Source organism: Actinoplanes sp. NBRC 103695, assembly GCF_030269485.1.
Lineage (GTDB): Bacteria > Actinomycetota > Actinomycetes > Mycobacteriales > Micromonosporaceae > Actinoplanes.
Genome location: NZ_BSTL01000002.1, coordinates 33220 through 54800, shown reverse-complemented (window position 1 = coordinate 54800; position 21581 = coordinate 33220). Strand labels below are relative to the sequence as shown.

Below are 21581 nucleotides of genomic sequence, written 5' to 3'. Positions count from 1 at the left end.
ATCGCTCTCGGGGTCGCGTACCTGGCGCTGCCGCGCATGGGTTCGGACCTGTCCGCGCAGGTCGCACGGGCCGGCTTCTTCGCCGGCCACGGCTGGACGCCGATCGATCTGCGCTGGTACGGCGGCGTGAACCAGCTCGGCTACAGCCTGGTGTCGCAGCCGGTGATGGCCACGCTGGGTGTCCGGGTGACCGGCGCGCTGGCCCTGGTCGTGACCGCCGTGTTGTTCGCCGTCCTGCTGCGCAGGGTGGCCGCCCCGCGCCCGTGGCCGGCCGCGCTGATCGGCGCGGCGTGCATCGCCGGCAACCTGGTGTCCGGGCGGGTCACCTACGGCCTCGGGGTGTGTTTCGGGGTCGGCGCCCTGCTGCTGCTCACCTACCGGCAGGTGTTCTGGCTGGCCGCGCCGGTCGCGCTGCTGGCCGCGGCGACGTCGCCGGTGGCCGGGCTCTTCACCGGGCTGGCCGGCGCGGCGCTGCTGCTCTCCGGCCGGGTGCGGGACGGGCTGCTGGTGGCGGTGCCCGCGGCCGTCCCGGTGGGGGTGGCGGCGCTGTTCTTCGGCGACGGCGGCTGGATGAACATCAGCCTGCAGGACACCGTGCGGTCAGCGGGGGTGAGCGTGGTGGTGGCCGTGCTCGCGACTCCCCGGGCGGTGCGCATCGGCGCGGCGCTGTCGGCGGCGGGCGTGCTGGCCGCGGCGCTGATCCACACGCCGGTCGGGCTGAACGCGACCCGCCTGGTGATCATGTTCGCGTTGCCGGTGCTGGCCGCGTACGCGAGGGTGCCGCGCTGGTGGGTGCTGCCGCCGGTGCTGGTGGCGGTGTGCGCGTTCCTGTCGCCGGTGGTGGTCGGCGACGTGCGGGACATCGGCAACCCGACGGCCGACCCGGCGTACTTCCGGCCGCTGCGGGACCGGCTCGCCGCGATGCCGCTGACCGGGCGGGTCGAGGTGCCGCCGACCCGGGACTACTGGGAGGCCGCGTACCTGGGTGAGGTGCCTCTCGCTCGGGGCTGGCTGCGGCAGGCCGACATCGACCGCAACCCGCTCTTCTTCACCACCGTGCCGGGCGCGCCGGGCACCGGGGTCGAGCTGACCGCCGACAGCTACCGCGCCTGGCTGACCGGGGTGTCGGCGCAGTACGTCGCGGTGCCCGACGCCGAGCTCTCCTGGCCGGGCCGGTCGGAGGCCGCCCTGGTCGCGAGCGGTCTGCCCTACCTGCGGCAGGTGTGGGCCGGCGAGCACTGGCGGCTGTACGTGGTGCTGGACGCCGAGCCGATCGTCGCCCCGCCCGCGATGCTGGTCGAGCAGGACGGTGCGTCGCTGACCTTCGACGCCCCGGTCGCCGGTGACGTCGTGGTCCGGGTCCGGCACTACCGCTGGCTGGGCGTGGAGCCCGCCGCCGTGGTGGAGCCGGCCGGGGTGTGGACCCGCGTCCGGGTTCCCGCCCCCGGTCGTTATCGGATCAGTTCCTCACTGCGTACCTGAGATTTCCGTTCCGATCCGGCGCATGCCCGCCATCACGTCCTCGGTGGCGTCCCCGGCCTCCGGATCCCAGTTCGCCAGCACCGCGTACGCCAAAGGCCGCTCGCCCCGCAGATAGCCGACGTCGGCGCGGATCCCGTCGTCGGTGCCGGTCTTGTTCCGCAGCCGGTCGCCGACGTGGGCCAGCGGGTCCAGGTGCAGGCCGGCCGCGACCATGGACAGGTCGGTGTTCACCGCCAGCCACGCGTCGAGGCGCTCGGAGACGGCGGCGGAGATCAGCTTGCCCCGGGCCACCCGGTGCATCAGCGCCGCGAGCTCCCGGGCCGAGCCGGTGGAGAGTTTCGTGCCGTCGCCGGGGACACGCACGTTGCGGACCATCCGGTTCAGCGCGGTCTGCCGCAGTCCCAGGGACGCGGCCAGCGTGCGCACCGCGTCCACACCGATCCGCTGCAGCAGGACGTTGGTCGCGTAGTTGTCGCTGACCCCGGCGATCAGCACGGCCACGTCGGCGAGCGGCAGCGCGTCCACCGCGAGGTGCTGCCACAGCCCGGAGTCGGCCACCGCGATCGCCGGGTCGCGCCGCAGCACCTCCCCCGGATCGAGGGATTCCTCGGCGATCTGCCGGGCCGTCTCGGCGAGCAGCAGGATCTTGCCGATGCTCGCGGTGGACAGCCGGCGGCCGGGATCGTGCGCCGCCTCGGCCCGGCCGGTGACGGCGATCGACCAGGTGACGTCGGGTGTCGCCGCGACCACTTCGGACACCACGGTGGAGATGCTCATGCCCACATCCTTCCGAACATCCGGCGTATGGTGCCGGGATGGGGGGCGTACACGGCATCGAACCGTGGATGGTCCGCATCCTGTCCCGGCCCGGGAAGGTCAGTGGCGCCGGCCTGCTGGTCTCCGCCGACCACGTGCTGACGTGCGCGCACGTGGTCCAGGACGGCAGTCTGGCCGAGTTCGCCGACGCCCCGGACGACGAACCGGTCCCGGTCCGGGTGGTGTCCGACGCGTACGTGCCGCTCACCGACTCGCAGCGTGGCGACATCGCGCTGCTCGCGCTGAACCGTTCGCAACCTCGGCGGCGCACGGCCTCGCTGCGGCAGTTCCCGCTGGACGAGGTGTCGACCTTCCGGGCGTACGGGTTCCCGCCGGACAACCCGATCGGCGTCTGGGCGGTGACCACCCTGGTCGGCGAGGCGGGGCCGGGCGGCGAGTGGATCCAGCTGGACAGGGCCGGCGGCGGCGCCGTGCGGCGTGGCTTCAGCGGGTCGGGCGTGGTGGCCGACCCGTACCGTCAGCTGGTCGGCATGATGGTCGCCGCGGACACCGAGGACGAGCAGTCGTTCATGATCCCGGCCGCCACGATCCTGCGGTACCTGGGCGACCAGCCGTGGATCACCGGCGAGTCGGCGATCCCGGCGGACTTCGCCCGGCAGCCGGTCGCGCGTGACCCGGATCCGGCGACTCTGAGGGAGATCTCCGAGTTCGTGCGAGGGCCGGCCGGCGGAAACCTGCGCGAGGTGGTGCTCGGCCCGGACGACTCGGACCGGTCCGCCGCGCTGCGTCAGGCCGTCCGCGATCACGCCCGCTACCTGCGCGGCATCGACCTGGTGGTGGAGTGCGCCGGCCGCGGCCTCGGGCAGATCGTCGCGCGGATCGCCGGCCGCGCCGCGGTGGATCCCGGTGAGCTGTTCACCGACCGGGCGCCGCCGATGGTCATCGTGCTGCACCGGGTGGACCTGTCCGCCGACCCCGATCGGGTGCTGCGCCAGGTCATCGTGCCGTTGAGCGCCCGGCACCGTATCTTGGCCACGTTCGCCGCGCCGGAGTCGGCGGTGCTGGCGTCCTTCCGGTCGGTGGAGACGAGCTCGGGCGGTCCGGGCGAGCTCGACGCGACCCGGGAGAGGTTGGCAAGAGCGAGGCTCGCCGAGCGTACGGCGGGAAGCCTGCACCGCCGCGCGGCTCTGGCCATCGTGGACCCACCCGCGATGCCGACGCGCTATCGCGAGCTGCGGGCGGCGTTCGCCGAGCTCCAGGACGCCGACCGCGAGGGCCGGGACATCCGTGGCCGGGCCGAGGCGCTGCGGTCGGCCGCGGACGGCGCCACCCGGTCGGCGCTGGCCGTCCGCGGCGAGCTCGACCGGCTGTTGCAGCGGCACGCCGGGCTGCGCGCGCGGCTGACCTCGTACCGGCAGCTCGCCGCCGAGTTCGGCCGGGCCGAGGACGAGGAGCTGACGGCGCTGTACCGGCAGGCGTACGGGCTGCTGCACGACGGGCCGGCCGGCCTGGACGACGCCGAGGCGGCCGTGGACGCCTACGCCGAGGGGGTGCGCCGGTGGCGGCCGTGAAGTGCGCGTGGCCGGGTTGCGCCGGGAGCCTGGACGACACCGGCTACTGCGAGACGTGTTACCGGCCGCCCTTTTCCGGCCCGGAACCCGCGAAGGCGGCTCTCTTCTGCGGCGCGGCCTGCGCTCTGTCCGACACCGACGGGTCTTTCGAGGTGGCGGGCGGGCTGGTGCGGCTGCCGGTGCTCGGCCGGACCGACCCGCGGAGCCGGCTGCTCGACGAACAGGACCTGGTCAGCGCGCCTCGACGGTGCGGCAAGCACGGCTGCACGGGCGTGATCGGCCTGAGCACCGCCGACAACCCGTCCGGCCTGGACGGCAGGTGCTCCTCCTGCCGGACGCCGTTCTCGTTCCGCCCCCGGCTGCACGAGGGTGACGTGGTCGCCGACCAGTACCGGGTGCTGGGCCCGATGGCGCAGTCCGGCTTCGGCTGGGTGTTCCTGGCCCACGACCAGCACCTGGACCAGAAGGTCGTCCTCAAGGGACTGCTCAACGCCAACGACACCCGGGCCGCCGAGATGGCCGTCCGGGAGCGGCAGTACCTGACCCGGCTCAAGCACCCGAACATCGTGCGCATCCTCAACGCGGTCACCCACGCCGAGCACGCCGCCGCCGACCGCACCGGCTACATCGTCATGGACTACGTCGACGGCCCGTCGCTGGAGGAGGTGCGGCGGACCGCGCGCGTCTGCGGCCGGGACTGCGGGACGCTGCCGCTGGAACACATCCTGGGCATCGGCCACGAGATCCTGTCCGCGATGGCCTTCCTGCACAGCCAGGGACTGCTCTACTGCGACATGAAGCCGGCCAACGTGATGCGCGGCCGGGACGGCATCACGGTGGTCGACCTGGGCGGGATGAGCGAGATCGCGGCCCAGGACAAACACCCGGTGGGTACGGAGGGATACCAGGCGCCGAAGGCCGAGATCGCCGAGATCGGGGCGACCGTCAAGTCGGACATCCACGCCCTCGGGCGCACCCTGTCGAAGCTGTATCAGGACGCCTGCCAGGACCGCGAGGGCGTGCCGCCGGTGGCCACCGCGTCGTTCGAGCGGCTCCTCGATCGGGCGGCCGAGCCGAACCACCTGCGCCGGTTCGCCAGCGCCGGGGAGATGACCGAGCAGCTGATGGGCGTGCTGCGCGAGTTGTTGTCCCTGCGCGACGGCAACGAGTACGCGGCCACCTCGACGCTGTTCGCCCCGACCGTGGAACTGATCGACGCCGGCCTGGGCGAGGTGCCGGCGCTGGCGCGCTGGACGGCGACCGCGCTGCCGGCGTCGGTCCGCAACCCGCCTCCACTGCGGTCGGTGGCGCTCGGCCTGCCGATCCCGCGCACCGATCCGGCCGACGTCGCCGCCCGCTACCTCGGCGGCGGCGCCCGGCATGACCCGCGCGACCTGATCGCCCGGCTGGCCCGGGACTCCGAACAGTCCGCCGAGCTGCTGCTGCGCGGCTGCCGGGCGCACATCGAGCTGGACGACAGCGAATCCGCCAAGGGCTGCCTGGCCGACGCCGAGGAGATCCTCGGCGAGACGGCCGGCGAGTGGCGGCTGTCCTGGTATCTCGGGCTGCTCGCCTTCGCCGGCGGGCACATCGACGCGGCGGCGGCGGAGTTCACCTCGGTCGGCGCGTTCTGGCCCGGCGAGGTCGCGCCGAAGCTGGCCGTCGCACTGTGCGAGGAACGAACCGGCGGCGCGGCCGAGGAACTGTTCACCGCCGTGTGGCAGCGGGACCGGTCGCAGACCAGCGCCGCGTTCGGGCTGGCCCGGTTGCGGCTGCGGGACGGCGACCGGGCCGGCGCGGCCCGGATCCTGGACCAGGTGCCGCCGAAGTCGCCGCACCACGACGCCGCCGGGATCGCGGCCGCCCGGGCGTACGCCGAACCGATCCCGGCCCGCCCGTCGGCCGCCGACGTGGCCGAGGCCGCCCGCCGGTTGCCCGGGTTGCGGCTGGACGGCGGCGCGCGGGTCGGCGAGGCGCGTTACCGGATGACCGCGCTGATCCGGCAGGCCGAGGCGGAGGCGGGACCGGACGACGAGCCGGGCGCGGCGGCCCGCCTGGAGCGGTCGTACCGGGAACTGGCCGCCCAGGCCCGCACCGCGACCGACCACGAGATCCTGATCGACCTGGCCAACCGGGTCCGGCCCCGGACCCTGCTGACCTGGTGGCGCTGATGGACGACTTCACCATGACCGTCAGCGAGCACCGGTACCTCGCACCGGGCGCGACCGAGATCAACACGATCCTGACCGTACGGGCGGGGACCGAACCGGGCGAGGCGACGCCGGCCGCGCTGGCCGAGGTGATCGTGGTGGACGCGTCCGGCTCGATGACGCTCCGCGACAAGATGGCCAACGCCCGCCGCGCCACCATCGCCGCGATCGAGATGCTGCCGGAGGGCGCGCGGTTCGCCGTCGTCGCCGGGGACACCGAGGCGCGCATGGTCTACCCCCGGGACTTCGGGCTCGCCACAGCCGGCTCGCGGGCGCGACGCGAGGCTCGCGCGGCGATCCGGGCGACCGAGCCGTCCGGTGGCACCCACATCGGCGTGTGGCTCGGCCTCGCCCGGCGTCTGCTCGCCGACCGGCCGGACGACGTGCGGCACGTCACGCTGCTCACCGACGGCCAGAACCAGGAGCAGCCGGGCGTGCTCACCCGAGCCCTGGACGACTGCCGGGACGTGTTCCAGTGCGACGCCCGCGGCATCGGCGCCGACTGGAACGCCGACGAGCTGATCGCGATCGCCGAGACGCTGCGCGGCCAGGCCCGGGCGATCACGGCGACCACCGACCTGGCGGCCGACTTCCGCTCGGTGGTGGGCGCCTGGCGGGCCAAGTCCGTCCGCGACCTGACCCTGCGGATCGAGCTCAGCAGGTTCGCCCGGCTGCGCCACTTCCGGCAGGTGCATCCGACCAAGACCGAACTGGACTCGTTCACCCGGCCGGCCGGCGAGCAGGCCGTCACCGTGGCCACCGGCGCCTGGGCCGCCGGTGAGCTGCGCGAATACGAGCTGGGCGTGGACGTGGGCCGGGCCGGCGAGCTGAACACCGACCTGCGGGCCGGGCGGGTGGACGCGTTCGTCGGCGGGCGGCGTCGCGCCGCCCCGGCGGTGGTGCTGCTGCGGCGTACCGAGGGCGGGGTGTTGTCGTTGCCGCTGGACGACAAGTCGCGCCGGTACTCCCTCGAGGCGCAGATGAGCCGGGCGCTCGGTGACGGGTGCGCGGCGTACCTCAGAAAGGAAGGCGGACAGGCGGAACGGGACGTGGGGCGGGCGGTGGCCATCGCCCACGAGGCGGGCGACCAGGACATGCTCGACCGGATCGCCCGGGTGGCGGAGATCGACGACCCCGCGGCGGGCCTGGTCCGGCTGCGACCCGACGTCCCCGACGAGTGGTGGCTGGAACTCGCGGTGGACAAGACGTACTCCCGCCAGAGCCGGACCGACCGCCGCTGCGTGTGCGGTTTCACCTCGGCGCCCGGCGCGCGGACCTGCGAGGAATGCCGGAGGGAACTGTGACCGGAACCCGGCGGCTGGTGCTGCGGCTCTGGCTGGGCGCGCTCGCCGCCACCCTGGTCACCCTGACCGGCGCGGTGGTCGCGATCGAGCTGGGCCGGCGCGACGCCGAGGCGCTGCGCGGTGGCGAGGCGCCCGCCCGCGAAGGTCTGGCCGCCGCCCGGCAGGCGTTGGTCGAGGCGGACAGCAAGGCGGTGGGCCAGTTTCCCGGCTCCCCCGACGGTACGCCCGCGACCGGGCCCGGCGAGGCCTATCGGGAGGCCATCGCCACCGCCGGACGGCAACTGGCCCAGGTGTCGCAGGCCGACCTCGGCGGACCGGCGGCCGAGTCGGTGCAGGTGGTGAACGGGCTGCTCAGCACCTACGACGCCCTGATCGACCAGGCCTTCCGGGAGACCGTCGACCCCGCCCTCAACCTCGCCTACCTCCAGTACGCGCACCACCTCCTGGACGAGGAGATCCTGCCGCAGCTGGCCACCCTGCAGGGCGAGGTGGATCAGGCGCAGCCGGCCAGCCCCGGCAGCGAGCGGCACGTCCTGTGGGTGGCGCCGCTGGTCGTGCTGGCCGGGCTGCTGGGGTGGGCGCAGGTCACGCTGGCGAGCCGCTTCCGCCGTACGTTGAGCGCTCCTTTGCTTGCCGCCTCCCTCCTGGCCGCCGGTCTGGCGGTGACCGCCACCCTGTCCCGCGACGCGGACGGTGACGTGGCGGCCGGCCGGGCGACCCTGGCCGCGCTGGTCGGCGACTACCGCACCAGGGAGACCCGCATCCGCAGCGGCGGATGCGACGCATTGAGCGACGCCTCCCGGGAGTGGGGCGACCCCGACCCGGTGTGCCCGCCGGACGGCCCGGCGCCCGCCACGGACCGGGAGCTGCTGCGCAAGGCCAACGAGGTGAGCATGACCGCGCAGGACGCCACGGCCGTCGCGTCCCGCGGCATCGTGCTGGTGATCGTGCTGAGCGCGCTGATCGCCCTGCTGGTCACGCTGGGGCTGCTGCCCCGCGTCGAGGAGTACCGGTTCCGGCGCCGATGACCAGGCGACTGGCCGCCCTGGCGGCACTGCTGAGCCTGCTCGTCCCGGCGGTCGCGGCCTGCGGGGACGGGATCGGCACGGCCGGGACGCTGGTGGTGCTCGGGCCGTGGCTGGACGACCCCGGCGCGCGGGACGACGAGAGCGACGTGTTCCGGCAGGTGCTCGCCGAGTACGCCACGGCCAACGACCTGGAGATCACCTACCAGGGCACCCGGGCGATCGGGCAGGCGCTGCGGGCCAAGGTCAAGGACGGGACGCTGCCGGACATCGCGATCCTGCCGACCGTCGGCGAGCTGGCCACGTTCGCCACCGAGGAGCTGGCCCAGCCGGTCACACCGGTCGTGCGGTCCGCGTTGCGGGCGCCGCCCGGGCAGACGATCGTGGACCACCGGGCGCTGTGGCGGGGCGAGCGGGCGTACGCGGTGGCCATCAAGACCGACGTGAAGAGCCTGATCATCAGCAGCGGCAGCACCGGAACCCGGTGGTGCCTGGGTCTGAGCGCGGCCGCGTCGCCGGGCTGGCCGGGCACCGACTGGATCGAGGACCTGCTGCTCCAGGCGATGGACGTGCCGTCGTACGAGTCGATGGCCTCGGGAAAGATGGAGTGGAGCCGTACCCGGCCGGCCTGGGTGACGTTCGCCGGCTATCTCGGCGACCGCCGGCACGCGCTGCTGACCAGCCCGGTCGAGGCGGCCGGCGAGCTGGCCGCGGGCAGATGCGACCGGATGCACCAGAGCTCGTTCTACGCACCGCCCGGCGCCACCATGGTCCCGTCCGGCCAGCGGATGGAGGTGTCCGGCGACTTCGCGGCCCGGTTCACCACCAATCCGGCCGCCGAGGACCTGCTGCGCCATCTGGCGTCCGGGACCGCCTGGGTCGCCGCCGGCCAGGGCCGGGTCTTCCCGCTGGACCCGGACCCGGCCGCCTACCAGCCGCCGCGCCGCGAGGTCGCGCAGAGGCTGCGGGACGCGCCCAACCGCTGCCTGGACGCCTCGGACGCGATGCCGCCACCGATGGCCTCGGCCTTCCAGAAGGCCATCCTCGAGTTCGTGGCCGACCCGGATCGCCTTGATCATCTGTCCGGGTTGCTCGCCCGGCTGGACAAGATCCAGCTACAGATCGGCGGAGAACGGCTCACCGTTCGGTGTAGCGCCTGACACCCACGGCTTGACGAGGAATCCCCACCTCATCCATTATTCCCATGCAACAGATAGGGAAAGCAGAAAATGAGGGGGTGCCGGACATGCATGTCCTGGCCCGCACCGACTACGCCGTCCAGGCGATGCTCTCGCTCACCGCACGGCACCCCGACCTGGTCAAGGCCGCGACCCTGGCCGCCGACCAGGACATTCCGCTCAGCTTCCTGCAGGGCATCCTGCTCGACCTCAAGCGCGCCGGCCTGGTGCACAGCCACCGCGGCGTGGTCGGGGGCTACCACCTCGCCCGCGACGCCGCCGACATCACCGTCGGCGACGTGGTCCGCGCGGCCGGGGGTGCGCTCACCACCGTCCGAGGCCTGCCCACCGCCACCGCCGTCTACCACGGCGCGGCGACCGGCCTGCGCGACGTCTGGGTCGCCGTCGAAGCCGCCATCGAGGGCGTCATCGACCACAAGACCCTCGCCGAACTCACCGCCGGCAGCGAAGCCGTGCCCACCACCTGAAGCCCGCTCTCCCCGCCTCCTGAACCAGAATCCCGAGAACTGAGGACACCGTGCGCCTGCACCTTCGCGCCCTGAGCGCGCTCTCCATCGCCGTCTTATCCGCCGCCGCCCTCACCGCCTGCGGCGGGGACGACGACGCCGCCGCCTCCGGGAGCGGCGCCACCGCCGAGGCGTCCGCCATCCGGCTCGGCTACTTCCCCAACATCACCCACGCCCCCGCGCTGATCGGCGTCAAGGACGGCCTGTTCCAGCAGGCCCTCGGCTCCACCAAGCTGGAGGCGAAAACCTTCAACGCCGGCCCGGCCGCCATCGAGGCGCTGTTCTCCGGGGCGATCGACGCCACGTACATCGGGCCGAACCCGGCGATCAACGGCTGGTCCCAGACCAAGGGCACCGGCCTGAAGATCATCGCGGGCAGCACCTCCGGCGGCGCCGGTCTCGTGGTGAAGCCGGCCATCAACGGCCCCGCCGACCTCAAGGGCAAGAAGATCGCCACGCCACAGCTGGGCAACACCCAGGACGTGGCGCTGCGCGCCTGGCTGAAGCAGAACGGCCTGAACGCCGACCAGCAGGGCGGCGGCGACGTGTCGGTGCTGCCGCAGGACAACGCGACCGCGATCCAGGCCTTCGCGCAGGGCGCGATCGACGGCGCCTGGGTGCCCGAACCCAACCTGAGCCGGATGGTGCTCGACTCCAAGGGCAAGATCCTGGTCAACGAGAAGGACCTGTGGCCGAACGGCCAGTTCGTCACCACCCACCTGATCGTCAAGCAGGACTTCCTGAAGAAGTACCCGGGCACGGTCAAGAAGCTGATCCAGGGCCACGTGGCGTCGATCAAGTACATCAAGGACAACGGCGAGAAGGCCCAGACCGACGCCAACGCCCAGCTCGAGACCCTCAGCGGCAAGCCGCTCAAGCCCGAGGTGCTCAAGTCCGCGTTCGCCAACCTGAGCTTCACCAACGACCCGATCGCCCCGTCGCTCTACACCAGCGCCCAGCACGCCCAGGACGTCGGCCTGCTCAAACCGGTCGACCTGAAGGGCATCTACGACCTGACGCTGCTGAACGAGGTGCTCCAGGCCGACGGTCAGCCGGCAGTCACCGACGCGGCCTCCTGACATGAGCGTGCTGACCCTTGACGGGGTCTCCAAGCGGTACGGGCAGGGCGACTCCGCCCTGCTCGCCCTGGACCGCGTTTCGCTCACCGTCGAGCAGGGCGAGTTCGTCTGCCTGCTCGGCGCCTCCGGCTGCGGCAAGAGCACCCTGCTTTCGCTGGTCGCCGGCCTCGACGCGATCAGCGGCGGCGTCCTGGACATCGGCGGGCGGCGCGTCTCGCTGATGTTCCAGGAGGCCGCGCTCTTCCCGTGGCTGTCGGTGTCCGGCAACGTCGAGCTCCCGCTGCGCCTGGCCGGGATGGGCCGGGCCGAGCGCCGCAAACGGTCCGAGGAGCTTCTGGAGATCGTGCGGCTGCGCGACTTCGCGGACAAGCGGCCGCACGAGCTCTCCGGCGGCATGCGCCAGCGGGTGGCGCTGGCCCGGGCGCTCGCCCAGGAGGCGGACATCCTGCTGATGGACGAGCCGTTCGGCGCGCTGGACGCGATGACCCGCGACATCCTGCACGACGAGCTGGAGCGGATCTGGCGCGAGCAGAGCCTGACCGTCCTCTTCGTCACCCACAACGTCCGCGAGGCGGTCCGCCTGGGTGACCGGGTGATCCTGCTGAGCAGCCGCCCCGGCCGGGTCATCGAGGACTTCCCGGTCACCTCGCCGAGGCCCAGGCGCATCGACTCCCCCGAGGTGGCCAACCAGGCCGCCGAGATCACCGACAAGCTCCGCGCGGAGGTGGCCCGTCATGCCCACTGACCTGATCCCGACGCAGCGGGACACCACCGCCGGCCTGGACGCCCTCGAACTCGCCCCCGCGACCAGGCGCACCGACCTGGGCCGCCGTATCTGGCGCAGCGCCTGGCCCAAGCTGCTGGCGATCGCCCTGGCGATCCTGATCTGGGAGCTCGTGGTGCTCTCCGGCTGGAAGGAGACGTTCGTCCTCCCGGCCCCCGCCACGGTCTTCTCCGACCTGGGCGACCTGGTCACCACGGCCGACTTCTGGGCGGGCGTGCGCCTGACGATGACCCGGGCGGTCACCGGCTTCGCCCTGGCGGTGCTGATCGGCACGCTGATCGGCGCGGCCGTGGCCACGGTCCCCCCGCTGCGGGCGGCCATCGGTTCCCTGATCACCGGCCTCCAGACGATGCCGTCGATCATGTGGTTCCCGCTGGCGATCCTGCTGTTCCAGCTCGGCGAGAAGGCAATCCTCTTCGTCGTGGTGATCGGCGCCGCCCCGTCCGTGGCGAACGGCCTGATCAGCGGCATCGACTACGTCCCCCGCACCTGGCTGCGCGTGGGCCAGGTGCTGGGCATGAAGGGTTTCGCCAAGTACCGCCACCTGATCCTGCCCGCGTCCCTGCCGTCTTTCGTCTCCGGTCTGAAGCAGGGCTGGGCCTTCTCCTGGCGCAGCCTGATGGCCGGCGAACTCCTGGTGATCGTCCCCGGAGCGGTCTCCATCGGCGTCCGCATGCAGAACTCCCGAGACCTCTTCGAGTCCAGCCTGGTGATCAGCTACATCATCGTGGTCCTGGTCATCGGCATCCTGATCGACCTGCTCTTCAACGCGGCCGACAACGCCCTCCGCAAACGCTGGGGGCTGACCGGTTCCTAGGACGTCGTAGCCCGGTGGGTGATTCCGGTTCACCGCGATGTCTCGATCGCCGACCAGTTCGCTGGTGCGGGCCGGGATCAAGATCAGGGCTTGATGTCGTTCCTGGGTGAGTGGCGCGGGGCAGGATCAAGATCAGGACCTGATGACGTGCCCGAGTGAATGGCGCGCGGCAGGATCAAGATCAAAGGCTGGATGTCGTGCCTGGGTGAGTGGTACTGACCGTCGCTCACGCCGAGGCCGGGCCCACGGCTCCAAGGCCGCGGGGCGGCCAGAACAGAGCCGCGCACCCTTCATTCTGCGTAAGTGGGCACCCTCCGGCGCTACGCGCCAAGCCGGGGAGGTGCCCACTCGCGTCACTGCCGCCCCTTTCGCCGATCGTCGGTCGCCGGGCTGCCACGCGGCCGGGCTGCCAGGGCGCCTGCTCACCGTCACTGCCGCCGCTCCCGCCGAGCGTCAGGCCGGGCCGGGCGCCAGGCGGCCGGGGTGCCCGCTCACCGTCACTGCCGCCCTCTCGCCGCTCTCGCCGGGCGCGCCGCTCTCGCCAGGCGTGCACTAGTTGAGTCAGCGTGAGTAGTGGGATCGGGCGTGAGTGGTAGGACCGGGCGTGAGTGGTAGGACCGGGCGGTATTCGGGCCGAAATGCCGCTCTGGGCCACCACTTTTGTGCCCGGCTACCACCGTGGGCGGCGGCTACCACCGTGAGCGGGCAATCCGGCCGCCTGGCATACGGCTTGACCCCACGCCCGGCGAAAGCGCCGGCAGCAACGGCACGCACCCGAAATCCTCGCCGCGCGAGCCGCAACAGACCGTCAACCTGAGTGCCCGGGCAGGGCCGGGACGGAGTTCCCAGGCCGAGCGCCCGGGCGGGGATAGGGGCGCAGCGCCCGGGTGGGTTGAGACGGAGCACCCGGGGTGGGGCGCGGAGCGACCGGGTGGGTGGGGCGCGGAGCGACCGGGTGGGTAGGGCGCGGAGCGACCGGGTGGGTAGGGCGCGGAGCGACCGGGTGGGTAGGGCGCGGAGCGACCGGGTGGGTAGGGCGCGGAGCGACCGGGTGGGTAGGGCGCGGAGCGACCGGAGGGTGAGCACGCACGCAGAATGAAGGGTGCGCGGCTCCGTTTTGGACGCGCAGCGGCCAGGAGCCGTGGGCCCGGCCTCGGCGGGAGCGACGGTCCGCACCACCCACCCAGGCACGACAAAAAGCTCTTGATCTATTTGACCGCGCCGGCCACGAGACCGCTCACGTAACACCGTTGCAGCAGCAGGAAAGCACGATGCACGGGATCGCCGTGACTGCTACGCCGGCCTGCATGACTCCGCAGTTGAGGGTGCGCATCTGGTTGGAGGCCAGGACCATGGGTGCCTTCTTCAGGTGGTGGGGAGCCAGACACGCATGGCGCCGGGTCCGCGGTTCGCCCAGGAGTGGTAAGGGATCGCGGTGAAGGTGACCTCGGGTTGCTCGGCTTCCTCGGCCCTGTAGGACCGGTAGAGCTCCGGTTGCAGCGCGGCGACCCGGCCGGAGAGGCGCAGCCGTGGGCCCTCGTCGATGATCGGGGCGGCCGGATCCAGCCGGATCTGCTCGACCAGCACACCGTCGGGCAGGTCGGCCTGCTCGATGCAGAAGACCAGCGGCCCGCGCGCGACGGCCACACAGCCGCGGACGGCGTCCACCCGGTCGTCGGCCCGGATCAGGCGCGGTGACATCGGCAGGCCGATCCGCACGGTCGCACCGTCCTGACAGGACACTCGCAGGTATTCGCCCGCGGCCGGTCCGGCCAGGATCTCGCCGCCGTCGGCCGTCCCGGTCGCGCCGGAAGCCCAGCCCGGCACGCGGACGGCCAGCTCCCCGGCGCCGCTCACGCTGATCTCGAGATCGCCTTCGCTGGGGTACGCCGTCCGCACGGTGACCCGCAGCCCGCCGCCCTCGAAGGTGCCCGCGGCCAGCAGGTGCAGCTGGAGGCCGTTCTCGTCGGCCGTGGCGGCGTAGCCGTGCAGCGAGGCGAGCAGCCGGGCCAGGTTCGGCGGGCAGCAGGCGCACGAGTACCAGGGCAGTCGCACGCTGGGCGAGTCCTCGTCCGAGCCGTCGTGCCCGGTGCGCAGCTGCAACGGGTTGGAGTAGAAGAACTCCTTGCCGGTGCTCGAGGTGGAGGCGGCGATCGCGTTGAGCAGTGCGCGTTCCATCTCCTCGGCGTACCGGGCCTTGCCGGTGGCCAGCAGCAGCCGCCAGCTCCACTGCAATGCGGCGATCGAGGCGCAGGTCTCGGCGTACGCCCGGTCCGGCGGCAGTTCGTACGGGTCGCCGTACGCCTCATCGCGGTGCCGCGAACCGTGCCCACCCGTCAGGTACATCTTGGTGTGGAACGCGCTGTCCCACAGCGCCTCCATCGCCCGCAGCAGCGACTCGTCGCCGTTCTCCAGGTAGAGGTCGGTGACTCCGGCGCCCAGGTACAGCTGCCGCACCGAGTGGCCGATGGCCTCGGTGTTGTCGCGCACCGGCAGGTGGTCCTGGTAGTAGGAGGAGCCGAACCGGCCGGGGTCGAGCCAGCGGTGGCCGCGGCGCTCGATCTGCAGTTCGGCCGCGTGCAGGTAGGCCGGCTCGCCGGTCTCCCGGTAGAGCTCCACCAGCGCGGTCTCCACCTCGGGATGACCGTCGATGAGCGGGTGACCGTCGTCGCCGAAGCGTTTGACGACCAGGTCGCCGAGCCGCCGGGCGACGGTCAGGAAACGCTCGTCGCCACTTCCCCGGTGCAGTGCCACGGCGGCCTGCATGAGGTGGCCGGCGCAGTACAGTTCGTGCGCGAACTCGGGGTGGGCGAACTCGCTCACGCCCGGGGTGCCCTGCACGTACGTGTTGAGGTAGCCGTCCGCGGTCTGCACCGTGTCGAACAGTTCCGCCACCTCGTCGAGCAGCGCCGCGTACTGCCCGGTGCCGCTGCGGCCCTGCTCCCAGCCGATCGCCTCGAGTGTCTTGTACAGGTCGGAGTCGGCGAACCAGAAGCCCCGGAACTCGCCGGCCGGGCCGTCCGCGCCGGCCTCGGCGAGCCGGCGGAAGTTCTCCAGCACGCCGGACCGTTCGAGGTTGTCGATGCAGTGCGGGATGGTCGCGTCCGCGTTGAGCTGCTGCCAGGCGCCGAGGAAGGATTCGCTGTCCAGGCGCGCGGCGGCCGGCTCGAGCCGGGTCGCGGTGCGCGGCGAGACGGGGGTGCTCACATGGCCTCCGATTCGGAAACTTCTAGGAAACCGTTTGTCTACGCCAAGGTAGGAGTGGCCTCGCTCACCGGTCAAGCACCGTTCTCGAATCACGAATGACGCTTCAGTTGGAGGGAAAACGTTTTCCTGATTAGGCTGTGGCGATGACTCTTCCCGCCACCCGGCGCGTCGGGATCGCGGACGTCGCCGCCCTCGCGGGTGTCTCGCTGGGCACGGCGTCCAAGGCGCTCAACGGTCGCGGCACGCTGCGTGAGGAGACAAGGGCTCGGGTACGCGCGGCGGCCGAGGAACTGGGCTTCACACCGAGCGCCGTGGCACGCAGCCTGCTGACCGGCCGCACGTTCACCGTCGGCATCATCACGACGGACAGCTACGGCCGGTTCAGCATCCCGATGACCCGCGGCGTCGAGGACTCACTCGGCGTCGGCGAAATGATCGCGTTCCTCTGCGACAGCCGCGACGACCCCATCCGCGAGCAGCACCACCTGCGCAAACTCCTGGAACGCCAGGTCGACGGCATCATCGTGGCGGGCCGGCGCACCGACGCCCGCGAGCCGCTGGCCGACAACCTTCAGGTCCCGGTCGTGTACGCGTTCGGCCGCAGCCGCGACCCGCACGACTGCAGCGTGGTCAGCGACGAGCGCGGCGCCGCCCACCTGGCCATCGAGCACCTGGTGAAGACCGGCCGCCGCCGGATCGCCCACATCACCGGCCCGCAGTCCCACGAGTCGGCCCGCGAACGGGCGGCCGGCGCCGCTTCCTCCCTGGCCGCCTTCGAGCTGGAACTCGTCGGGGAGCCGCTGTTCGGCAGCTGGACCGAGGCGTGGGGCAGGTTCGCGGTGGCGCAGGTGCTCCGCACGGCCCCGGATGTCGACGGCGTCTTCTGCGGCAACGACGTGATCGCCCGCGGCGTGCTGGACGGCCTCCGCGAGGCGGGCGTCTCCCTGCCCATGCGGGCCGGCGTGGTCGGCATCGACAACTGGGGGGTCGTCGCCGAAGCGGCCCGCCCACCCTTGACGACGGTGGACCTGGGCCTGGAGGAGGTCGGCCACCGAGCCGGCGACCTCCTGCTGGCGGCCATCGACGGCCACCCCACACCCGGGGTGCACGTCGTGCCCAGCCACCTCGTCGTCCGCGAGTCCTAGGTGTGCTGTCCGGTGTGAAAGTCCGGGCCCGGCGGTGATCTGCCGAGATCGGGCCGGCTCCTACGCCAACCCTCGGGAATTGCATCAGACGGGCGACGAGATCGCCAATGGCAGCAACTCTCCAACGGCGGCTGGGCCACCTACACAGCCGATCTCAGCCAGCGAAAACACCACAGCCGACGTCGTGCTGCGCGACGTTCACGCGACGAGCGTCTTGACGTAGTACACCAGCGTCCACGTCCAGCCCGGCCGGCACTCACGGCCGACCTCTCGATAGCCGAGCCCCTGATAGAACGCCATCGCCTCCGGCTGATTGGTCGCCGTGTCGAGGCACATCGCCCGAAGTCCGCGCTGCGCCGCACGCTGCTCCAGTTCGGCCATCAGGGCTCGCCCGATCCCGCGACGCCGTATCGCCGGATGCACCCGAACCCGCAGCACCTCGGCGCAAGCCTCAACGCCGGGCCGGAAACCGCCCATGCCCACGATATGACCGTCCAACTCGACGACCAGGAACTCTCCACCCTGCGCCAGGAAACTCGCTTCGACATCGGCGAGATCGGGAAAGCCGGCCGGCGGCGTGACCGCTGGCAGCAACGGGATCGGCACCCCAGAATCCGCCGTCTCACCGATGTTCGGCAGCGCGTTCAACGCCCACAACACGGGCGCGTCGGTATCACGGAACCTTCTCACCATCACCACGCCGCTGACCTTGCATCCCCGACGACGGCAACGCCAATGAATATCCCCCACTCACCCGCACGATCGGCAAGACCCACGCCGCCTGGACACGTTCATCCGTACGGGCGAGGCATGCTGACCAGCACACCGACAGCTCGGGCATTCCGACACTTCCAATAGCTGATCTCACCATTGGAGGCGGCCCGCGTCGCCGCGCCGGAGGCGGTGCAGGTAGCCGATCTGGCAGGAGCTCAAGATGATCAAGTGGCCCACCTGAGCCGCTGTCTAGCCGAATGTTCCGAGAGCAGTGAATCGGGCGTCCAGGTCATCGACCCATTGCGCCGGCGCGCGATGGTCCGGCAAGGCGACTCCGGCCTCGGCCCGCCACAACGCGTCACCAAGAACGGTGCGCAGGTGCCAAGCCATGATCCGGTCCATGTTCAACGTCGCGCCGGAGACCCGCTCGTACGCGGTCACTGTCGCCACGAACAGCTCGATACCGCAGTCCCCGGGCAGGCATCGCAGGTCGAATTCTGGTTCGCCTGCACCCGCGGTCTCCCAATCGACGACAAGACGCAGCCTCAACGACTCACGGTCCCAGAGGTGGTTGTCGCCGTGGAAGTCGCCGTGCACCAGTACGTCCCGGCCGGGCGCCGCGAGTACTCGGTCAGCCCAGTCACACCAGGTCGACAATCGGTCCCGCTGCTCGGGCCGGATCAACGCCCCGAATCGGGCACGGAGGGTGTCGGTCGAGGCATGCGCCATCGGCCGGGGCAGAACGCCCACGGCCTCGGACACCGCCTTCAGCACATCAGGGTTGTGCAGTCCCGCAAGAACCGCAGCAAGATCACCCGCGGCCTTCGGGCGGTCAGCCAACGTGATCTCGTGTCGTACGTGGAAGAACGGCACCACGGCCGCCCGATGAGTTATCAGCATCGCCGGATTACGAGACGCGATCACTACCGTGGGCAGCGGCAACGACGGTGCTGCCACCCGCAGCGCGTCCAGCAGTCGTGCCTGATGGCAGATCCGCAGTGCGGGCGGCCTCGCCCAGGCGAACTTCACCACGAACCGTCCATCGACCTCGGCACTGGCCGCGCGCCACCGCGGATCGTCGCTCGGCTCCAGCCCGCGGGGCACGATCGTGCCGTCGGCCAGGTCAGGCGCTACTTTGCGCAGCGCGGCCCGCAACGCATCCACAGTCGGCTCGTCCAGCCACGTCAACGCCATCCCGTCAGCATGAACGATCCAGCCGGTCGCACACCGCCACCGGCGGCCCGCCACCGGTAACCAGGTTGACCAACGTCCCTGGACAGCACAACTAGGCCGTTCTCGGTGATCCGTCCACAGCGGCGGGCACCGGGCGGCCGGCGCCGTACGTGGAGCCGGCCCGGTCGCGCTCCAGCCAGCCCGTGTCGACCATCATGCGGCGGACGCCGGCCACGTCGTCGGTCACCTCGGCCAGCCTCTTGTTGATCTCGTCCTCGGTGTACAGGCCGTCCAGGTCGAGGAAGCGGGCCAGCAGCTGGCCCAGCTGGGTGTACCGCTCGCTCAGCGTGGGCGGCATCGACGACAGGCGGCCGTGCGCGAAATAGCCGCGGAGCTGCGGGTACTCGGTCAGCAGCGGAGAGATCGGCTGCAGGTTGTCAACGGCGGCCGCCGCGTCGCGCAGGCCCTCCGGACGGGCCCGGTAGACGCCGTTGCCGGAGCCCGTCGCCAGGCCCAGCGCCACCAGGCGGGCACAGGCGTCGCCGGTCTGCGGCACCGAGGCGTCCAGCGCGTACGCCAGCTCGGCGATGGTGGCGCCCTCACGGCCGCGGCGGGTCAGCTCGGCCAGGGCGGACAGGCGGATCGGGCTGGAGAGCGCGGCGAGGACGTCGGCGGCACGCGCGGCTTCGAGCGACATGCCGACCACCGTACGAGAGCAGCGCGCCCGCGCCCATCGAGTTTCCTGCCCGTCCCGTCGATCAGCGGGAATCTAGCCGAGCTTGATGATCTTGGGGAAGTGCTTGGCGCCCGCGGCGACCAGCTCGGCGTCCATCGTGACGCCCCAGCGCGGGTCGGCCACCAGCTTCCTCGCCTCGGCGACGGTCAGGGGCGGCGGCGACTCCGGGTTCTCCGAGCCGTTCCAGGGCAGACAGGTGGAGACGTCGACGGACACGTGCGTGCCGTCGCTCCAGTCCGCCCGGACGACCACGTCCTGGATGCAGTTGCCCGCCAGACGCTCGACGGTCACCTCCGGGGCGCCCGCGCGTACGTCGGAATCGGGGTTCTTGTCGCGGCTGACCGACAGGGCGAGGCGACCGGGGCCGTCGCCGTCGTCCATCAGCACCTGCACCCACAGGCCGTTCTCCTCGGCCGTCGCGGCGCGCGCCAGGGTGCGGCCGGGATACATCCGGGACAGCAGCTCGAGCAGGGCGGCGGGAGTGGCGGCCCGCTGCGGGCGCGCGGGCGCGGGCGCGGAGTTGGTCGAGTTGTCGGCCGCCGCGGCACCGCCGGCCTGCTGAGCGGCGGCTCGCGGCGCGGGGACGTCCGCCTCCCCGATCGGCGCGTGGAGGGAGAGTCCGAGGATGACTGCCGCGGTGAGCGCGACCGCGCCGCCCGCCACGGCGAGGGCATTGCGCTTGCGGCGGTGCGAGGTCCGCGCGGTGAGACGTTCGATCGATCGGGGCGCCCTGCTGGTTCCGGGACCCACGGGCGGCGCGGCGAAGTCGGACCGCGCAGGCGCGACCGTGGCGCGTCCGGCCGCGGCGGGATGCCCGGCCCAGCCGGCCGACGGTGGACGCCCGGCGGTCTGGGGTCGCCCGGCTGCGGCAGGAGGCCCGGCCGCCGCGGGACGCCCGGCCGTCCGGGGACTGGAGGCTGTGGAGCGGCCGTCGTCGACCAGCAGCGCGTCCAGCAGCTGGCGGGCGGTCGGCCGATGGTTCGGGTCCTTGGCCAGCGCCCGTTCGACCAGGTCACGCATCGGCTGGTGCAGGCCGGTCAGGTTCGGCGGCCGGCTCAGGATCTTCATCGCGGTGGCGGGCGGCGAGTCGGCGGCGAACGGCGTGCGCCCGGTCGCCGCGTACGCCACCATCACGCCCCAGGCGAAGATGTCCGAGGCCGGCGTGACCGTGTTGCTGCCGTCCGAGGCGAACCGCTCCGGCGCCATGTAGGCGACCGTGCCGACCATCTGGTCGGTGCGCGTGTGGGCGCTGGTCACGTCGAACGAGCGGGCGATGCCGAAGTCGATGACCTTGACGCCGCCGACCGGGAGCAGCACGTTCTCCGGCTTGAGGTCGCGGTGGATGACCCCGGCGCCGTGGATCGCGGACAGCGCCGTGGTGATGCCGATGGCCACCCCGTGCAGCTGCTCGCGCGACATCGGGCCACGGTCGCGGACGACGTCGGCCAGGCTGGGCCCGTCGACGTACTCGACGACCAGGTAGGCCGGGTCGTGGTCGAGGTTCGCGTCGAGCACCGCGGCGGTGGAGAACGACGGCACCTGACGCAGCCGGTTCACCTCGCTGCGGAACCGCGCGCGCAGCTCACGGTCGCTCAGCTCGGCCCGGATCACCTTGATGGCGACCTTGTGGCCGTCCGGTGACCGGCCGAGGTAGACCGCGCCCATACCGCCACGGCCCAACCGCCCCAGAAGCTCGTACGGTCCGAGGGTGGTGGCCTCGGCCGGATGCAGGGGCATGCTCATACCCGATTCCCCTCCGAAGTCAGACGGCACGCCGTGGCGGACCATACCCTGATCGACGCGGGTGTGACCGTCCGACGCACGTGTGGGGATTAGATCGAGGTCAATCGTG

General features: G+C 72.2%; 17 protein-coding genes. 11 read left to right on the top strand and 6 right to left on the bottom strand.

What is annotated here, in order from left to right; genetic code table 11:
* The first annotated feature begins 36 nt into the window (after positions 1-36).
* A complete protein-coding gene (locus QSK31_RS02620; RefSeq protein ID WP_285681357.1) occupies positions 37-1482 on the top strand; it encodes a hypothetical protein in 1446 nt (481 codons plus the stop codon).
* On the opposite strand, the gene QSK31_RS02615 is transcribed toward QSK31_RS02620, so the two are convergent.
* Positions 1468-2259, bottom strand: coding sequence for a serine hydrolase (locus QSK31_RS02615; RefSeq protein ID WP_285680564.1), 792 nt, complete (start codon positions 2257-2259; stop codon positions 1468-1470). The two genes, QSK31_RS02620 and QSK31_RS02615, sit on opposite strands and share 15 nt — an antisense overlap.
* A gap of 38 nt (positions 2260-2297) precedes the next feature.
* Here QSK31_RS02615 and QSK31_RS02610 point away from each other — a divergent pair, with 38 nt between their 5' ends.
* The 9 genes from QSK31_RS02610 (at position 2298) to QSK31_RS02570 (ending at position 12754) form a co-directional block, all read left to right on the top strand.
* Positions 2298-3830, top strand: a complete 1533-nt coding sequence (locus QSK31_RS02610; protein ID WP_285680563.1) for a S1 family peptidase — start codon at positions 2298-2300, stop codon at positions 3828-3830.
* A complete protein-coding gene (locus tag QSK31_RS02605) occupies positions 3818-6001 on the top strand; it encodes a serine/threonine-protein kinase (protein ID WP_285680560.1) in 2184 nt (727 codons plus the stop codon). The genes QSK31_RS02610 and QSK31_RS02605 overlap by 13 nt, the downstream gene beginning before the upstream one ends.
* Entirely contained in the window at positions 6001-7344 is a 1344-nt protein-coding gene (locus QSK31_RS02600; RefSeq protein WP_285680558.1) for a VWA domain-containing protein, read from the top strand. Before QSK31_RS02605 ends, QSK31_RS02600 begins: the two co-directional genes overlap by 1 nt.
* Positions 7341-8372 carry a GlnX family signal transduction membrane protein gene (locus tag QSK31_RS02595; protein WP_285680555.1) on the top strand — a complete coding sequence of 344 codons (1032 nt, stop codon included), beginning with the start codon at positions 7341-7343 and terminating at the stop codon, positions 8370-8372. Before QSK31_RS02600 ends, QSK31_RS02595 begins: the two co-directional genes overlap by 4 nt.
* Entirely contained in the window at positions 8369-9529 is a 1161-nt protein-coding gene (locus QSK31_RS02590; RefSeq protein ID WP_285680553.1) for a hypothetical protein, read from the top strand. The genes QSK31_RS02595 and QSK31_RS02590 overlap by 4 nt, the downstream gene beginning before the upstream one ends.
* Positions 9530-9615: 86 nt before the next feature.
* Complete coding sequence (locus QSK31_RS02585; RefSeq protein WP_285681354.1) at positions 9616-10035, top strand: RrF2 family transcriptional regulator; 420 nt, start codon at positions 9616-9618, stop codon at positions 10033-10035.
* Positions 10036-10085: 50 nt separating this feature from the next.
* Positions 10086-11153, top strand: a complete 1068-nt coding sequence (locus tag QSK31_RS02580) for an ABC transporter substrate-binding protein (RefSeq protein ID WP_285680551.1) — start codon at positions 10086-10088, stop codon at positions 11151-11153.
* A gap of 1 nt (position 11154) precedes the next feature.
* Positions 11155-11898 (top strand): ABC transporter ATP-binding protein, encoded by a 744-nt coding sequence (locus tag QSK31_RS02575; protein ID WP_285680547.1) that lies wholly within the window; start codon positions 11155-11157, stop codon positions 11896-11898.
* Positions 11888-12754 (top strand): ABC transporter permease, encoded by an 867-nt coding sequence (locus QSK31_RS02570; RefSeq protein ID WP_285680545.1) that lies wholly within the window; start codon positions 11888-11890, stop codon positions 12752-12754. The genes QSK31_RS02575 and QSK31_RS02570 overlap by 11 nt, the downstream gene beginning before the upstream one ends.
* A gap of 1365 nt (positions 12755-14119) precedes the next feature.
* On the opposite strand, the gene QSK31_RS02565 is transcribed toward QSK31_RS02570, so the two are convergent.
* Complete coding sequence (locus QSK31_RS02565; RefSeq protein ID WP_285680544.1) at positions 14120-15961, bottom strand: glycoside hydrolase family 127 protein; 1842 nt, start codon at positions 15959-15961, stop codon at positions 14120-14122.
* A gap of 143 nt (positions 15962-16104) precedes the next feature.
* On the opposite strand from QSK31_RS02565, the gene QSK31_RS02560 reads away from it, so the two are divergent.
* Entirely contained in the window at positions 16105-17106 is a 1002-nt protein-coding gene (locus tag QSK31_RS02560; protein ID WP_285680542.1) for a LacI family DNA-binding transcriptional regulator, read from the top strand.
* 198 nt (positions 17107-17304) lie between these two features.
* Here QSK31_RS02560 and QSK31_RS02555 read toward each other — a convergent pair whose 3' ends face one another.
* From QSK31_RS02555 to QSK31_RS02540, 4 genes are all read right to left on the bottom strand, one after another.
* Positions 17305-17799 carry a GNAT family N-acetyltransferase gene (locus QSK31_RS02555; RefSeq protein ID WP_285681351.1) on the bottom strand — a complete coding sequence of 165 codons (495 nt, stop codon included), beginning with the start codon at positions 17797-17799 and terminating at the stop codon, positions 17305-17307.
* Positions 17800-18069: 270 nt separating this feature from the next.
* On the bottom strand, positions 18070-19014 hold the full coding sequence (locus QSK31_RS02550) for a phosphotransferase family protein (RefSeq protein WP_285680540.1): 945 nt from the start codon (positions 19012-19014) through the stop codon (positions 18070-18072).
* A 91-nt stretch (positions 19015-19105) separates the two neighbouring features.
* Positions 19106-19690: a DUF2087 domain-containing protein gene (locus tag QSK31_RS02545; RefSeq protein ID WP_285680538.1), complete on the bottom strand. Its 585-nt coding sequence runs from the start codon at positions 19688-19690 to the stop codon at positions 19106-19108.
* Positions 19691-19762: 72 nt separating this feature from the next.
* Positions 19763-21472, bottom strand: a complete 1710-nt coding sequence (locus QSK31_RS02540; RefSeq protein WP_285680536.1) for a serine/threonine-protein kinase — start codon at positions 21470-21472, stop codon at positions 19763-19765.
* Positions 21473-21581: the final 109 nt, after the last annotated feature.